We start from the raw sequence: 15,120 nt of genomic DNA, 5'->3' as shown, positions 1-15,120 counted from the left end.
GTCCAGACTCATTCATATACCCCTTACATGAAAAGGTTTATCTAGTCGCGGGGCCTTAAAGGCCCCGCGTTCATTAATTCTTGTCGTCAGATTCTTCGTCCTGAAGCAGATGAACATCAAGGCCGAGGGACATAAGTTCCTTGACCAGAACGTTGAATGATTCAGGCAGGCCGGATTCAAGGAAGTTATCTCCCTTGACGATCTTTTCGTACATCTTAACGCGGCCGGTAACGTCATCGGACTTAACAGTGAGGAATTCCTGCAGCAGGTACGCAGCACCGTAAGCTTCAAGGGCCCAAACTTCCATCTCACCGAGACGCTGACCACCGAACTGGGCCTTACCGCCGAGAGGCTGCTGGGTTACCAGCGAGTAAGGACCGGTTGAACGGGCGTGAATCTTTTCGTCTACCAGGTGGTGCAGCTTGAGTATGTACATGACACCAACGGTTACACGGTTATGGAACGGGTCACCGGTGCGGCCATCGTAAAGGGTAACCTTACCGTCGTCGGGAATACCGGTCTTTTCAACCAGATCCCAGATTTCTTTTTCAGTGGCACCGTCAAATACGGGTGTCTTGGTCACGATCCCTTCACGCGCCCTGCTCACAGCGAGTCTGAATTCTTCATCATCTAGTGAATCAATCAGCTCAATGACGTCTTCGGACTCGAAGGTATCCTTGATATCCTTACGGATAACATCAAGGGCTTCACCGTTGTCGAGCATACGTGCAAACTTCTGGCCGAGGGCAAGTGCTGCCCAGCCGAGGTGAGTTTCCATGATCTGCCCGATGTTCATACGGGAAGGTACGCCCAGAGGGTTCAGAACGATGTCCATGGGAGTACCGTCTGCGAAGAACGGCATATCCTGTTCCGGCAGGATGCAGGATACAACACCCTTGTTACCGTGACGTCCGGCCATTTTGTCACCTACGGAAAGCTTACGCTTAACGGCGATGTAGACCTTGACCATCTTGATAACGCCCGGAGGCAGGTCATCACCTTCGGTGACCTTTTCACGCTTCACATCGTAAATGGATTTGATGATGCGAAGCTGCTTGTCATATTCAGCAAGAAGCTGTTTTACAGCTTCGTTAGTATCTTTATCCGCAAAAAGACCTGCAAGTTTCTTCAAAGGCACTTCAGCGAGAATCTCATCATTGATGATGTGACCTGCTTCTGCCAGCACTTCGCCCTTCTTGCGTCCCATCAGGGTCTGAGAGATCTGCTTGTTGACCGCAACAGCCGCGATTTTAGCGCGGACCTTGGTAGTCAGGGATTCAATGTGCTTGCCTTCCTTCATATCATGCTTGGCAAGCTCGAAATCCTCGATAGCCTTGGTACGGTCATCCTTATCGCCGGAGCGACGGTTGAAAACCTTGACGTCAACGATGGTACCTTCAATTCCCGGCGGAACTTTGAGTGAGGTATTTTTAACGTCGCGAGCCTTGTCACCGAAGATCGCACGAAGCAGCTTTTCTTCAGGGGTAAGCTGGGTTTCACCTTTTGGAGTGATCTTTCCGACGAGAATATCGTCAGGAGCTACACGCGCGCCGAGACGGATTATACCGCACTCGTCGAGGTTGCGAAGCATTTCTTCACTCACGTTTGGAATATCGCGGGTGACTTCTTCGGGTCCAAGCTTGGTGTCACGGGCAACCAGCTCGAATTCCTCAATGTGCACGGAGGTGAATACGTCTTCTTTGACAACACGCTCGGAGATGAGAATGGAGTCCTCAAAGTTGTATCCACACCAAGGCATGAAGGCTACCAGCAGGTTTTTACCGAGAGCAAGTTCACCGTCTTTGATACCCGGACCGTCAGCCAGAACATCACCCTTTTTAACACGGGTTCCGATGGGAAGACGCGGACGCTGCCCGTAACAGGAGTTCTGGTTGGACTTATGCCACTTCTGAAGTTCGTAATGTTTTACACCGCCGGTATCAGGATAAATATTTCCATCATAGCGGAGAACAAGACGCTCAGCATCAACGTAATCGATGTAACCGTCATCTTCGGCCAGAACGCAGCTACCGGAATCCTGTGCCACGTTAGCTTCCATGCCGGTTCCTACCAGAGGCTGGGAGGTCTTGAGCAGGGGAACTGCCTGACGCTGCATGTTCGAACCCATGAGTGCGCGGTTGGCGTCGTCGTGCTCAAGGAACGGAATCAGGGCAGCGGAGACGGAAACAGTCTGGCTGGGGCTGATATCCATAAGGGTAACGTCTTCACGCGGCTGCAGGGAGACATCACCATTGAGTCGAGAAGTAACCAGCGGGTTTATGAATGCACCGCCCTTGTCGATGGGAGCATTTGCCTGTGCTACAATGTGTCCGACTTCGCGGGTAGCATCATAGTAGAGAATCTCGTCGGTCAGGGTGGAATCCTTGATTGTCCGGTAGGGACTTTCAATGAAACCGAAATCGTTTACCTTCGCATAGGTGGTCAGGGACACGATCAGACCGATGTTCGGACCTTCAGGAGTTTCAATGGGACAAATACGTCCGTAGTGCGAAACGTGTACGTCACGAACTTCGAAACCGGCGCGCTCACGGGTAAGACCACCGGGTCCAAGTGCGGAAAGTCTGCGCTTGTGGGTAACCTCGGAAAGAGGGTTGGTCTGGTCCATGAACTGAGAGAGCTGTGAAGTTCCGAAGAACTCCTTGAGCACTGCAGCTACTGGTTTCGGGTTGATGAGGTCGTGCGGCATGAGAGTAGCCACTTCCTGGAGGCTCATGCGCTCCTTGATGGCTCTTTCCATGCGGACCAGACCGATGCGGTACTGGTTTTCGACCAGCTCACCAACAGGACGCACGCGTCTGTTACCGAGGTTGTCAATATCATCAGCAGGGCCGTGGCTGTCCTTGAGTTTACAGAGAACCTTGACCGCGGTGAGGATATCCTCGTTGGTCAGGGTGCGAAGCTCAAGGGGGGTCTCAATGTTGAGACGCGCATTCAGCTTGTAGCGACCTACGCTTGAAAGGTCGTAATAGTCGGCGCTGCGGAAAAGGTTCTCGAAGAAGTTGGCAGCAATCTCTGCTGTTGGCGGAGAGCTGGGACGAAGTCTGCGGTAGATCTCAATCTGTGCGGACTCAACGTCAGTGGTCTTGTCCAGCATCATGGAATCACGCAGAGCGGAAGAAACATCAGCACCCTGAGTGTGCATGACCTTAACTTCCTTAAGGCCTACCTCAAGAATGCGCTCGAAGATATCTTCGGTGATTTCATCAGCAGCTTCGGCAAGAACTTCCCCGGTATCAGGATCAGTAATGTCGTTATACGCAAACTGACCGACAAGAGACTTGGGATCAACTTCAATATATTCAACGCCGCCACGGATCAGCTTTTTCCAGCCGAACTTGGTCACGGGTTTGTCACGCTGAATGACTACAGTGCCGTCTTCAAGAGTCAGGTCAACCCAGGCATTTTCCTTGCGGTACTGGTTTTCAACAACCTTGCGTCTGACAATGTGGCGGTCAATACGGTACTCTTCAACTTCATAGAAGTAGTCGATGATGTCCTTCTTGGAAAGCCCCATAGCCTTGAGCAGAACAGTAGCGGGCATTTTGCGCCGGCGGTCGATACGAACGTAAAGGATGTCCTTGTGGTCGAAATCGAAATCGAGCCAGGATCCGCGCATGGGAATAATTCTGCAGCTGTACAGAACCTTGCGGCTGGTGTGGGTCTTGCCGGAGTCATGTTCAAAGATGATACCGGGAGAACGCTGGAGCTGGTTGACGATAACACGCTCGGTACCATTTATAATGAAGGTACCCTGATCGCTCATGAGCGGTACGGTTCCGAAATAGATATCCTGTTCTTTGATGTCGCGGATGGTTCTGCTTTCAGTTTCCTCATCCACGTCGAACACAACAAGGCGAACCTTGATACGAATGGGGGCTTCGTAGGTGAGGCCCTTGGAGATACACTCGTCCATGTCGTACTTGGGCTCACCGATATCGTAACTTACATATTCAAGACTGGCAGTCTTGTTGAAGTCTTCAATCGGAAAAACCGAACGGAAAACGCCTTCAAGACCGACATCAGCCCTGCTTGCAGGGGCAACGCCTTCCTGAAGGAATTTCTTAAAGGAATCCACCTGCAGTTCAAGCAGGTGGGGAATCGGCAGTGTTACTTTGATCTTTCCAAATATTTTTCTGAGCTGACCCATCGTATCCTCAATCAAGTGAGAAGGTTAGGGTTGGAATGAAGCAATTTGACGTACATCAACCAGTAAAGATTTAATTATAAGTCAAAAAGTACAAGATAAACAGAGGGCGGCAGTACAATATTGCCTATGGAAGAAATTTTGTCGTTACTCTGGGAGCGCTAAAAATTCGGCTGCGCCTTTTCCGAATCTTCCCAAAATAATTGAACAGGCAATTTTGTCAATCTTTTTAACAGCGAGAAGAGCGCAACCCCGGTTCAAGGGGTTTGCGCTCCTCTTGCATTAGCGGTAAATACGCTTCAATTACTTCATTTCAGCGTCAGCACCGGCTTCCTGAAGCTGCTTTACAGCTTCTTCAGCTTCTGCTTTTTCTACGCCTTCTTTGATAGTTGCGGGAGCTTCGTCAACTTTTGCTTTTGCTTCTTTCAGGCCGAGACCGGTCAGAGCGCGAACAACTTTGATAACTGCAATCTTGTTGCCGCCAGCGGACTTCAGGATTACGTTGAACTCAGTCTGTTCTTCTTCAGCAGCAGCTTCGCCGCCTGCAACAGGCATAGCAGCCATAGCAGCTACGGGTGCAGCAGCGGAAACGCCGAACTTTTCTTCCAGTTCTTTGATGAACTCGGAGAGTTCGAGAACAGTCATGTTAGCAATAAAATCTACAACCTGATCTTTGGTGATATCTGCCATGGAAATTTCCTCCTGGGAATTCTTTGAATTGCCTTGACTTGGCGGTTATGCGGCTTTCTGGTCCTTCACCGCAGTGAGGACGTTCAGGAGGCCACGAGGTACGTTTGCGAGCAAGCTCACAAAGTTGGTGGGTACTGCGAGCATGGTACCCAGAGTCTTGCCGAGGAGCTCTTCCTTGCTCGGGAGCTTGGAAAGCGCCTGCACGCCAGCTTCGTCAAGATATTTGCCCTCAAGGGATGCGAAACGCAGTGAAAACTTTTTGCTTCCTTTTGCGAAATCGGCAACTGCTTTAGCTGCTGCAACGGGATCTTCGTAACCTATTACAATAGCACAGTTTTCCTTGAATTTGTTAGCGAGGATCTCGTGATCGGTACCCTCAAAAGCCAACCGGGCCAAAGTGTTCTTGACGACCTGGCAATCGACACCGACCTTGCGAAGGTTGGCACGGAGTTCAGTGAACTCTTCTACGCCGATACCTTTGAAGTCGGTGACGATGGCAATACTCGCCCTTTCAGCCTTTTCTTTCAGCTGCGCAATAATCTGGGCTTTTTCTTGCCTGTTCACCTTAACACTCCTAATGTTTTGACCCGGAAAGCAAGTCAAAGTAGTGTCTCAGCAGGATATTAAGGGACCATCCCCCCTGCTTTCTTCGACTAAACTTCCCGTGTATTGGTACACCAACGGCCGCCCATAAGGGCGGCCTTCGATGATTTAGGACTCTGAGTACTTTCTAGCTGCCAGAGGATCAACTCTGAAACCGGGGCCCATGGTGGTGGCAACAGCCATTGCCTTCATGTAGGTACCCTTTGCTGAAGTGGGTTTCAGTTTGTTGACGGTTTCCAGCAGGGCTTTAAGGTTCTCAAGAAGCTTTTCAGCTCCGAAAGAAACCTTACCGATGGGAGCATGAAGAACACCGGCCTTGTCAACCTTGAATTCTACACGTCCTGCTTTTACTTCTTTAACTGCATTTGCAACGTCAAAGGTAACGGTGCCGGTCTTTGCGTTGGGCATCAGACCGCGGGGTCCGAGCACACGGCCGATCTGACCGACTTTAGCCATCATATCAGGGGTGGCAATAGCCTGATCGAAATCAAGCCAACCGTCCTTAACTTTGGCTACCAGATCATCGCCGCCGACAAAGTCAGCGCCTGCTTCCCTGGCTTCCGCTTCTTTTTCTCCGCTTACGAAGCAAGCTACGCGTACTTCTTTACCAAGGCCGTTGGGCAGGGTTACTGCACCACGAACCATCTGGTCGGAGTATTTGGGGTCAACGCCGAGGTTGATGGCAACATCAACGGTCTCGTCGAACTTGGCAAATGCCTTTTCAACAGCAGATTTTACTGCATCTTCTACGGTCAGACCGCGGAGTTCAGCGTTATCTGTTGCTTTTCTGTGATTTTTTCCGTGCTTAGGCATGATCTTTACCCCTCACTACTCTGTGACGTCAATGCCCATGCTGCGGGCTGTTCCCATGATGGATTTCATGGCAGCTTCAGTATCGGCAGCGGTCAGGTCTGGAGCCTTGAGCTCAGCGATTTCTCTAACCTGAGCCATGGTCACTTTGCCGACCTTGTTCTTGTTGGGTTCACCGGAACCTTTCGGCAGCTTTGCAGCTTTGAGCAGAAGGGTGGATGCCGGCGGAGTCTTGGTAATGAAGGTGAAGGATCTGTCCTGATAAACAGTGATGATCACTGGAGTGATCATGCCCTTCTGGTCCTGCGTTTTGGCGTTGAACGCCTTGCAGAATTCCATTATATTAACACCATGCTGACCCAGAGCCGGACCGACCGGAGGGGACGGGTTGGCTGCGCCAGCAGGGATCTGAAGCTTAATTTTGCCTATTTCTTTCTTGGCCATCGCTTTATGTCCTATATTAAATTCCAGTGAGGAAACTCACCGTCGGAAATGAATATGCAGCAGTGCGGTCAGGACTACCCTTTGGTAACCTGAACAAAGTCAAGTTCCACCGGGGTCTGGCGGCCGAAAATGGAGACTGACACCCGAAGCTTGCCTTTGTCGTAGTTGACATCTTCTACAACGCCGTTGAAACCGCTAAAAGGTCCGTCAATGACCCTGACTTCATCGCCACGGTCAAAGTTGAACTTCGGTCTCGGCTGTTCCTGACGGTCTTCCATCAGGCTCAGGATTTTGGCTGCTTCGCTGTCACGCATTGGAGTCGGACGGTTTTTGCCACCGATGAATCCGGTAACGCGAGGGATAGACTGAATCAAATGCCAGGATTCATCTTCCATGATCATTTTGATCATGACATAACCCGGGTAGAATTTCCGGGTGGATGTCCTCTTCTCCCCTTTCACCAACTCGACAACTTTTTCCGTGGGGACTACTACTTCTTCGATCAGTCCTTTGTCCTGACCGGTTCGCATCATCTCACGGACAGTCTGCTCTACCCGCTGTTCAAAACCTGAATAGGTATGAACAATGTACCAACGGGCTTTCCTTCCCTGAGTTTTTTCAGCGTCTGTGCTCATGGGCTTTTCCTTTTTTAATGGGCGGTTAAGACAGGATGGCTTCAACAAGTTTGCTGAGGCCCATATCTACAACACCCAGAAAAAGCGACATGACTACGACAAGGACCAAGACGGCGGTACAGGTCTGAATGGTCTCCTTCTGAGTAGGCCACACGACCTTTTTGATCTCGACCTTGGACTGTTCCAGGAATTCAGAAAACTCTTTGAGCTTTGCGGCGATTCCAGTCGGTTCAGCCTTGGCCTGCTGAGCGCCCGCACCTTTAATTTTTTTCTTGGCCATATTGATTCCCATAAATGAAGTGGCAGGCCAGGAGGGATTCGAACCCCCAGCATCCGGTTTTGGAGACCGGCGTTCTAGCCGTTGGAACTACTGGCCTGCTTTTTTATAGAAACTACTTGTTTTCTCTGTGAAGAGTATGCTTCTTATCGAAAGGGCAGTACTTCTTCAGCTCGATACGACCGGTAGTATTCTTCTTGTTCTTCATCGTCGAATAGTTACGACGCTTACACTCGGTGCACTGCATCTGAATTTTGACACGCATGTCTTACTCCAGAATCTCAGTAACAACTCCTGCGCCTACGGTGCGGCCACCTTCGCGGATAGCGAAGCGCAGACCCGGATCCATAGCGATGGGGTTGATCATTTCAACGTTGAAGGTGGCGTTATCGCCGGGCATAACCATTTCAACGCCTTCATCCAGAGTTACAACACCGGTGATGTCGGTGGTGCGGAAGTAGAACTGAGGACGGTAGCCGGAGAAGAAGGGAGTGTGACGTCCACCTTCATCTTTGGACAGAACGTATACTTCAGCTTTGAACTTGGTGTGGGGGTTGATGGACTTAGGTGCAGCAAGAACCTGGCCGCGTTCAACTTCTTCACGCTTAATACCGCGAAGGAGGATACCTACGTTGTCACCAGCCTGACCCTGGTCAAGAAGCTTGCGGAACATTTCGACACCGGTACAGGTGGTCTTTGCAGTTTCGCGGATACCAACGATCTCAACTTCTTCACCGACTTTGATTACACCACGCTCAACACGACCGGTAACAACGGTACCGCGGCCGGAGATGGAGAATACGTCTTCGATGGGCATGAGGAAAGGTTTATCGATGTCGCGCTCGGGCTCTTCGATGTAAGAGTCACAAGCTGCGAGGAGTTCAAGAATGGGAGCTGCTGCGGGATCGGAAGCAGAATCGCACTCGAGAGCTTTCAGAGCGGAACCCTGGATAACGGGAAGATCGTCGCCGGGGAATTCGTAGGTGGAGAGAAGTTCACGAACTTCCATTTCTACGAGTTCAAGCAGTTCTTCGTCGTCAACCATGTCGCACTTGTTCAGGAATACTACGATTCCGGGAACGCCAACCTGACGAGCGAGCAGGATGTGCTCACGGGTCTGAGGCATAGGACCGTCGGTAGCTGCAACAACGAGGATTGCGCCGTCCATCTGAGCTGCACCAGTGATCATGTTCTTGATGTAGTCAGCGTGACCGGGGCAGTCTACGTGTGCGTAGTGACGGTTAGCGGTTTCGTATTCTACGTGAGCGGTAGCAATGGTGATACCGCGTTCTTTTTCTTCGGGAGCCTTGTCGATTTCATCGAAAGCTACGAATTTACCGCCGCCTGCGAGAGCAGCAATCTTGGTGATAGCAGCGGTCAGAGTGGTTTTACCGTGGTCGATGTGACCGATGGTACCGATGTTAACATGAGGCTTTCCGCGTTCGAATTTAGCCTTACCCATGATAAATCCCCCTAAATTTTTTTTCAGTTAGTTTACTGATTTAATTAGCGTTTAAGGTCATACTACACAAATGTATGGAGCCCACGACCGGACTTGAACCGGTGACCTCTTCCTTACCAAGGAAGTGCTCTACCGACTGAGCTACGTGGGCATCCTTATGAAACGCGCAGGAAAGGACTAGGGTAAGTAAGTTGGAGCGGGAAACGGGATTCGAACCCGCAACCCTCAGCTTGGAAGGCTGATGCTCTAGCCGTTGAGCTATTCCCGCACCCTATGTCCGTAGTTTAACAGCAGGCCTTCCTGCCTCCTACAGCGCGATTTTCTAAAGTGGTGGTGGGGGGAGGATTCGAACCTCCGAAGGCGTCGCCGACAGATTTACAGTCTGTTCCCTTTGGCCACTCGGGAACCCCACCACTTATATATTTGTTTGTCACTGGAGCTGGCGATGGGACTTGAACCCGCAACCGGCTGATTACAAATCAGCTGCTCTACCAATTGAGCTACGCCAGCCCTTGTGAGCGAATGGTTGTACAGCTTTCGTTTTCTCTTTGCAAGAACTTTTTGAATCTATTTCAACATTTCTTGCTGAAAACTTCGTTCAGTCACCTGATTCGCCGAAGCAACGAAGCGGGGTTTAAACGGAAACCGCCCTCCAAGTCAACACCTTTTTTCAACTTTTTCATTTTTTCTTAAGTAACCTGTTTCCGGATTAACTGTTGAAGCAGGCAGGCTTTGACTTTAGACCGGATTGGACTTAATTGGTCATTCCCCGGCCAATGCCGGAATCCAGTAAAGAATTTCAGGACGAACCATGAAATCACTTCCCATAAGCCCCGATAAACCCTGGCTGGCGCCCCTTGCCGGATACTCAGACCTCCCCTTCCGCATGCTCTGCCGCAGACGCGGCTGCGCTGCTGCCTGCACTGAAATGGTCAGTGTAAAGGGCCTGAAACATGACGGTAAAGGCACTAAATCCCTTCTGACCACCTGCGAGGAGGACACCCCTTTAGTTGTGCAGCTTTTCGGCGGCGAACCGCAGGATTATTCGAACACTATGCCCCAACTGATCGAAGAGGGCTACACTTTTTTTGATTTGAACTCGGGATGTCCTGTTAAAAAGGTCCTCAAAACCGGCGGAGGCTCCGCCCTTCACCTTGAACCGGATCGTCTCGTCGCCACAGCCAAGGCTATGGTCGATGCCGCAGGAGAAGGCAGGGTCGGGGTCAAGATCCGGCTCGGATTCATGGTGGGTGAAGACAACTATCTTGAAATAGCCAAAAGACTTGAAGACATCGGTGTTGCATGGATAACCATGCATCCCCGCTACGCCAAGCAGATGTTTTCCGGGACTGCCGACTGGTCCAAGCTTGCTGTGCTCAAGCAGAATATTTCCATTCCAGTTATCGGCAGCGGAGATCTTTTCACTGCTGAAGACGCAGTTGAATGTATCAGACAGACCGGCATAGACGGAATCATGTTTGCCAGAGGAGCCCTTTATGATCCAGCCATCTTCTCGCGCTACCTGAAACTTCTTGATGACCCTTCATGCGCTGACCTGCCTCCTTTCGACCTTGGGAAGACGATGGAAGAACATATTCTCATGACCAGAGAATTCGACGGGAGCAACAGTTCTTTCCGCAAGATCCGCTCCATTCTGCCCCGCTATGCCAAGGGAATGGACGGCATCCGTGCCATCAGAACAGGCCTGACCCAGTGCAGCAACTGGGATGAGCTGCTTGAAGCTGCCCGCACAGTTTCCACGCTGACCATGGACAGATGCTGAGATTTTAACGGTCCATCCGGCCCTGCCCCCAATCTAACTCGGGCGAATCCCTGACCGGCAGAGTGCAACCGTTTGATGAGATTCCGTTGACCCAACCGACTGTGATTTAAAAAATCATGCTGAGCACAGTGTAAATAATTTGCAACAGGATTATTTAGTTCTAAGCTCCTGTTGACGATAAGCTCCATTAAGGCTTAATATAATCTAAGAAACCGAATATTCTTTACTGACACTTACGGAGATACTTATGGCCCAGACCGACATTTTACTTGAAGCAGGCACCAATGAATTGGAAATAGTTGAGTTCTGGCTTGAAGAGGAACCCCGTGAGGAAGGAGAAAGCAGTTATCGCGGGTTCTACGGAGTCAACGTTGCCAAGGTGCTTGAAATAATCAGGATGCCGGAGAGGGTGACCAAACTTCCCCAGGTGGCCCATCCCGCAATCATGGGAACCTTCAATCTGCGCAATAAAGTCATTCCCCTTGTAGACCTGAGCCACTGGCTGAAAAAGCCCCGTGTAGAGCTCGAACCTCCGAAGGTCATTGTAACCGAATTCAACAATGTCTGCTCCGCTTTCCTTGTTTCCGGGGTTACCAGAATCCACCGCATAAGCTGGGAAAAAGTTGAAGCTCCCTCTACCTACGTCTCTACACTGTCAGAAGACTCCATTACCGGCGTGGTCAAATTTGAGGACCGCATATCCCTTATTCTCGACCTCGAAAAAATTGTTGCCGAGCTCAACCCGCAACTGGGCCTGAAGCTTGACGACAGCATCGACTGGGGCACCCATTCCGGTTACAAGGCCATCATCGCCGATGACTCCACCCTTATCCGGGAAATGCTCCACGAGACCATGACCAGAGCAAAGTTTGCCGTGGAAATGGCCAAGACCGGTCGTGAATGTTTTGAAAAGCTCCTTGCGCTCAAACGCCTCTCCATCGAGGAAGAGAAGCCCATCACTGACTACGTCAACGTTGTCATCTCCGATATTGAGATGCCGGTTATGGACGGCCACAACCTTACTGTGCGCATCAAGGCCGACGAGGTTCTGCGGCAGTTGCCGGTAATCCTTTTCTCGTCCATCATCACCGACAAACTCCGCCACAAGGGCGAATCCGTCGGTGCCGACGATCAGATCTCCAAACCGGAAGTAACCGAACTGGCCCAGCGGGCTATAGCACTGATCGAAAGATAACCGGCAGGTCCTGGCACTCATGGCCGCACCTGATCCAAGTCCGCAGAAGCACGTTGAACCCGCCATCAATCCGCGGGTTCAATATGTATTGCTCATGTTCTTCTCGGTTGCCATCGGTGTGGCCGCAGCTATGGGTGCTTTTTTCTTCCGCTGGATGATCCAGCTTTTCCAGAACTCCTTCTGGCCTGCGGGCAGCTCGTTTCTTGACCGGGTCAGCGATTCACCGTGGTGGCTTGTCCTGCTCCTTCCCTGCCTGGGAGGGCTTGCGGCAGGAGTGGTTATCAACAAATGGGCCCCGGAAGCGCGCGGGCCCGGAGTTCCGGAAGTAATAAAAGCCATCGCCGTACGTGGCGGTGTAATTCGCCACCGCATCACTTTTCTGAAAGCACTTGTCACCAGCCTGCTCATCGGCTGCGGAGCATCTGTAGGCCGCGAAGGTCCGGTCGTCCAGATCGGGGCGTCTCTCGGCTCCTCAGCTGCACGACTCTTCAGGCTGGACCGCTCAATGCTCCCGGTCTGCGTGGCCTCCGGAGCTGCTGCCGGAATCGCGGCAACCTTCAACGCGCCTCTGACCGGAACACTGTTCGCCATTGAAATCCTGCTGCTGGACACCGAGATGTCCTATGTGAGTCACATAATCGTTTCTTCCGTAACCGCTTCTGCCCTGTCCAAAGTTTTCTGGGGAGATTTCCCGACCTTCGACGCTCCCAAATTCATTTTCAACAACTTTGAGGAACTGCTGATTTTTTTCATCCTTGGCATCCTGTCCGGACTGGTTTCCCTTGCATTCGTGCACCTTATCAGAATCATGGAAGATATTTTCGACCGTGTCCCGGTTCAGGACTGGATAAAACCCGGAATCGGCGGGCTGCTGCTGGGGCTGATCGGTCTTTACATTCCGGGAGCCATGGGCGTTGGCTACGAAACCGTGGACATGGGACTTGACGGGGTGCTCCCTCTGGAACTGGCAATTATCCTGCTGCTGGCCAAAATGATCGCCACCTCGCTGTGCATCGGCTCCGGCATGAGCGGCGGAATCTTTGCCCCCTCACTGGTTCTGGGAGCAACACTCGGCATCTCGGTCAGCTCGACCATCAACATGTTCTTTCCACAACTGGCTCTGACCCACGGGCAGTACGCTCTCGTGGGTATGGGAACCGTGGTGGCCGGAACAACCCTGGCACCGATCACTGCGGTGCTTACCGTTTTTGAACTCACCTACTCTTACAAGATAATCCTTCCGATGATGGTCGGATGCATCACCAGCGCACTGGTCGTACGCCTGCTCAAAGGATACTCTGCGTACGAGGCAAAACTGCTGCGGCAGGGAGTAAACATCCTGCGCGGCCATGATGAATCTGTTCTGGTGAATGTGCCGGTGATCGAAGTTATGGAAACTGATTTCGACTTTCTACGTGAAGCTGACAGCCTGAACAAGGCCGCAGCCATGGTCACGGATTCACCGTTTCCCCACTTTCCGGTCCTTGACGATGATTCAAGGGCCGTCGGCATACTGACCCTGCGTGATATGCGTGGATGGCTTAAAGGAGACAGGGAAATCGGAGGATTTCCGCCAGTGGTGGATTCGCTTATGACCAGAACAATCGTGTCGATTGCCAGTGATTCAAACCTGAAAGAAGCACTTATGGTCTTTGAGAAAACGGGAGTTTCCTTCCTGCCTGTTATCGGAGAGGACAACAAGGTCTGCGGGATAATCAAATCACGCGAGGCATTCAAAATTTTCCGCGAAAACCGCTACAAGAACAGAATTCTATCCTCATCAATCTGATTTCTTAATATTGCTGTCGAGATATTCTATCACCAGAATAGCCCCTCGCCGGCCTCCCTGATAGAAAAAGCCGGCCATATAGCAGACCCTGTGTCTTGAAAAAGCACTTACGGCCCGGCATCCGGCGGCCTTTTCAAAGCCGGAATTGAGCTGCATGTAATAATCCTCATGACTATGATCACTTCCTTCAGCGGAGGCCTCGATGTATTTACCGATGAAATCCGCATCCTGACCGAGAACCCTCTTGGTTACCTGCTTCCCGGCACTGTTGAGAACAAAAATGGACACAAGCCCAGGTGTTTTCTTTGCCAGATCTTCGATAAACCAGTTTGCCGATCCGGAGTCATCCTGCTGCAGTTTAGTCATACCCGCCTTGAGGACCTGATGAAAATTCCTGAATCTTTCCTGTGCCCCGCGTTTTTTCTTGGACAGATAACCACGATAAAGGCTGTTTATACGGGCCACCTTATCCTGAAAAGACTCTGATTTCTCCCCTTCCCCACCGTTTTCACTGTAAAAATAGCCCTGCTGCAGCACCACCCCGGCTTCAGCAAGGGCAATAGCCTCAGCTTCGGATTCAACTCCTTTGACAATAGCAAGCGCTTCTACCTCCTTGAGGCAGAGGGCAGCTCCCTTTACCAGATCGAACTTGTATCTGGAGCGCTCAACTTCGTCGTAAAGTTTCCTCCCAAGCTTTGCGAAATCCGGTTTAACCCGCAGCAACAGCTCCCGGCACTGCATGCTGCCATCGATATTGTCCATGGAAATACGAAACCCCTGCTTCTGCAAAGACCGTATGAGTTTAAGCGGAACGGATTTTTTCAGTTGAGACACATCAAATTCGAAGACCACAATTCTCGGGTTAAGGCTGAATTCGTTCACTGTGTCGGCCGGACTTGGTCCAGCCTGTTTCTCGGAGTTGTAGACCGTGCTGTTCACATTAAGAAACAGCAGCATTTCCGGATAGCTTTCATTTATTGGCAGGAATGATTCCAGACTTTTCTTGAGGCAGAGCATCTCAACCCTCTGCTGCGCCTTAAGTGGCAGCAGTTCGTTGAACAGATACCCCGGACCGGCAACAGTGTTGCCTTCCCGGTCCACCCCGCGTGAAAAAGCCTCAAACCCGACAACGCCTTTAGATTCCAAAGAAATAAGCGCCTGATAATATACCGCTATCCCTTCTTCGGTGACGACCCGGCTGACTGCTTCTATGCACTCCCTAAGTTTCTCGTCCACATCCGACTCCTCCCGGATTATTTATATGTCC

At 51.2% G+C, this 15,120-nt stretch carries 13 protein-coding genes and 5 tRNA genes; 3 read left to right on the top strand and 15 right to left on the bottom strand.

The genetic code is table 11. The annotated features are described in order from the left end of the window. Positions 1–73: 73 nt before the first annotated feature. From rpoB to N7E73_RS14190, 14 genes are all read right to left on the bottom strand, one after another. Complete coding sequence (gene rpoB, locus N7E73_RS14255; RefSeq protein ID WP_432735566.1) at positions 74–4,168, bottom strand: DNA-directed RNA polymerase subunit beta; 4,095 nt, start codon at positions 4,166–4,168, stop codon at positions 74–76. A 300-nt stretch (positions 4,169–4,468) separates the two neighbouring features. Then, positions 4,469–4,855 (bottom strand): 50S ribosomal protein L7/L12, encoded by a 387-nt coding sequence (gene rplL, locus N7E73_RS14250; RefSeq protein WP_432735565.1) that lies wholly within the window; start codon positions 4,853–4,855, stop codon positions 4,469–4,471. Between the two features lie 45 nt (positions 4,856–4,900). Beyond that, entirely contained in the window at positions 4,901–5,419 is a 519-nt protein-coding gene (gene rplJ / locus N7E73_RS14245) for a 50S ribosomal protein L10 (protein WP_432735564.1), read from the bottom strand. A gap of 147 nt (positions 5,420–5,566) precedes the next feature. After that, positions 5,567–6,271 (bottom strand): 50S ribosomal protein L1, encoded by a 705-nt coding sequence (gene rplA, locus N7E73_RS14240; RefSeq protein ID WP_432735563.1) that lies wholly within the window; start codon positions 6,269–6,271, stop codon positions 5,567–5,569. A 15-nt stretch (positions 6,272–6,286) separates the two neighbouring features. Continuing rightward, positions 6,287–6,712 (bottom strand): 50S ribosomal protein L11, encoded by a 426-nt coding sequence (gene rplK / locus N7E73_RS14235; protein WP_432735561.1) that lies wholly within the window; start codon positions 6,710–6,712, stop codon positions 6,287–6,289. A 74-nt stretch (positions 6,713–6,786) separates the two neighbouring features. Then, complete coding sequence (nusG, locus tag N7E73_RS14230; RefSeq protein WP_432735559.1) at positions 6,787–7,347, bottom strand: transcription termination/antitermination protein NusG; 561 nt, start codon at positions 7,345–7,347, stop codon at positions 6,787–6,789. Positions 7,348–7,372: 25 nt separating this feature from the next. Further along, on the bottom strand, positions 7,373–7,627 hold the full coding sequence (gene secE / locus N7E73_RS14225) for a preprotein translocase subunit SecE (RefSeq protein WP_432735557.1): 255 nt from the start codon (positions 7,625–7,627) through the stop codon (positions 7,373–7,375). A gap of 20 nt (positions 7,628–7,647) precedes the next feature. Continuing rightward, positions 7,648–7,724, bottom strand: a tRNA-Trp gene (locus N7E73_RS14220). Between the two features lie 15 nt (positions 7,725–7,739). Further along, on the bottom strand, positions 7,740–7,889 hold the full coding sequence (gene rpmG / locus N7E73_RS14215) for a 50S ribosomal protein L33 (RefSeq protein WP_432735555.1): 150 nt from the start codon (positions 7,887–7,889) through the stop codon (positions 7,740–7,742). Positions 7,890–7,892: 3 nt separating this feature from the next. After that, the gene (gene tuf / locus N7E73_RS14210) at positions 7,893–9,086 is read right to left on the bottom strand and encodes an elongation factor Tu (protein ID WP_432735553.1); all 1,194 of its coding nucleotides are present in this window, start codon (positions 9,084–9,086) and stop codon (positions 7,893–7,895) included. Between the two features lie 75 nt (positions 9,087–9,161). Further along, a tRNA-Thr gene (locus N7E73_RS14205) sits at positions 9,162–9,237 on the bottom strand. A 41-nt stretch (positions 9,238–9,278) separates the two neighbouring features. Beyond that, positions 9,279–9,354, bottom strand: a tRNA-Gly gene (locus tag N7E73_RS14200). A 60-nt stretch (positions 9,355–9,414) separates the two neighbouring features. Continuing rightward, a tRNA-Tyr gene (locus N7E73_RS14195) sits at positions 9,415–9,499 on the bottom strand. A 21-nt stretch (positions 9,500–9,520) separates the two neighbouring features. Next, a tRNA-Thr gene (locus tag N7E73_RS14190) sits at positions 9,521–9,596 on the bottom strand. Between the two features lie 301 nt (positions 9,597–9,897). On the opposite strand from N7E73_RS14190, the gene N7E73_RS14185 reads away from it, so the two are divergent. The 3 genes from N7E73_RS14185 to N7E73_RS14175 all read left to right on the top strand — a co-directional run bounded on the left by N7E73_RS14185 (position 9,898) and on the right by N7E73_RS14175 (position 13,853). Next, positions 9,898–10,869, top strand: a complete 972-nt coding sequence (locus N7E73_RS14185) for a tRNA dihydrouridine synthase (RefSeq protein ID WP_432735550.1) — start codon at positions 9,898–9,900, stop codon at positions 10,867–10,869. 247 nt (positions 10,870–11,116) lie between these two features. Beyond that, a complete protein-coding gene (locus tag N7E73_RS14180; protein ID WP_432735548.1) occupies positions 11,117–12,064 on the top strand; it encodes a chemotaxis protein in 948 nt (315 codons plus the stop codon). Between the two features lie 19 nt (positions 12,065–12,083). Beyond that, positions 12,084–13,853 (top strand): chloride channel protein, encoded by a 1,770-nt coding sequence (locus tag N7E73_RS14175; RefSeq protein ID WP_432735546.1) that lies wholly within the window; start codon positions 12,084–12,086, stop codon positions 13,851–13,853. On the opposite strand, the gene N7E73_RS14170 is transcribed toward N7E73_RS14175, so the two are convergent. Then, the gene (locus N7E73_RS14170) at positions 13,845–15,089 is read right to left on the bottom strand and encodes an EAL domain-containing protein (RefSeq protein WP_432735544.1); all 1,245 of its coding nucleotides are present in this window, start codon (positions 15,087–15,089) and stop codon (positions 13,845–13,847) included. The genes N7E73_RS14175 and N7E73_RS14170 overlap by 9 nt on opposite strands. Positions 15,090–15,120 lie beyond the last annotated feature (31 nt).

It is taken from the genome of Maridesulfovibrio sp. FT414 (assembly GCF_050916235.1).
GTDB lineage: Bacteria > Desulfobacterota > Desulfovibrionia > Desulfovibrionales > Desulfovibrionaceae > Maridesulfovibrio.
Note: the sequence above shows the minus strand (reverse complement) of the source record. Positions and strands in the feature narration are given on the sequence as shown.

Excerpts from the sequence above, each read along its gene's own strand:
- rpoB (WP_432735566.1), bottom strand. The coding sequence starts at position 4,168 with ATGGGTCAGCTCAGAAAAATATTTGGAAAGATCAAAGTAACACTGCCG.
- rplL (WP_432735565.1), bottom strand. The coding sequence starts at position 4,855 with ATGGCAGATATCACCAAAGATCAGGTTGTAGATTTTATTGCTAACATG.
- rplA (WP_432735563.1), bottom strand. The coding sequence starts at position 6,271 with ATGCCTAAGCACGGAAAAAATCACAGAAAAGCAACAGATAACGCTGAA.
- rplK (WP_432735561.1), bottom strand. The coding sequence starts at position 6,712 with ATGGCCAAGAAAGAAATAGGCAAAATTAAGCTTCAGATCCCTGCTGGC.
- nusG (WP_432735559.1), bottom strand. The coding sequence starts at position 7,347 with ATGAGCACAGACGCTGAAAAAACTCAGGGAAGGAAAGCCCGTTGGTAC.
- secE (WP_432735557.1), bottom strand. The coding sequence starts at position 7,627 with ATGGCCAAGAAAAAAATTAAAGGTGCGGGCGCTCAGCAGGCCAAGGCT.
- rpmG (WP_432735555.1), bottom strand. The coding sequence starts at position 7,889 with ATGCGTGTCAAAATTCAGATGCAGTGCACCGAGTGTAAGCGTCGTAAC.
- tuf (WP_432735553.1), bottom strand. The coding sequence starts at position 9,086 with ATGGGTAAGGCTAAATTCGAACGCGGAAAGCCTCATGTTAACATCGGT.
- N7E73_RS14185 (WP_432735550.1), top strand. The coding sequence starts at position 9,898 with ATGAAATCACTTCCCATAAGCCCCGATAAACCCTGGCTGGCGCCCCTT.
- N7E73_RS14180 (WP_432735548.1), top strand. The coding sequence starts at position 11,117 with ATGGCCCAGACCGACATTTTACTTGAAGCAGGCACCAATGAATTGGAA.
- N7E73_RS14175 (WP_432735546.1), top strand. The coding sequence starts at position 12,084 with ATGGCCGCACCTGATCCAAGTCCGCAGAAGCACGTTGAACCCGCCATC.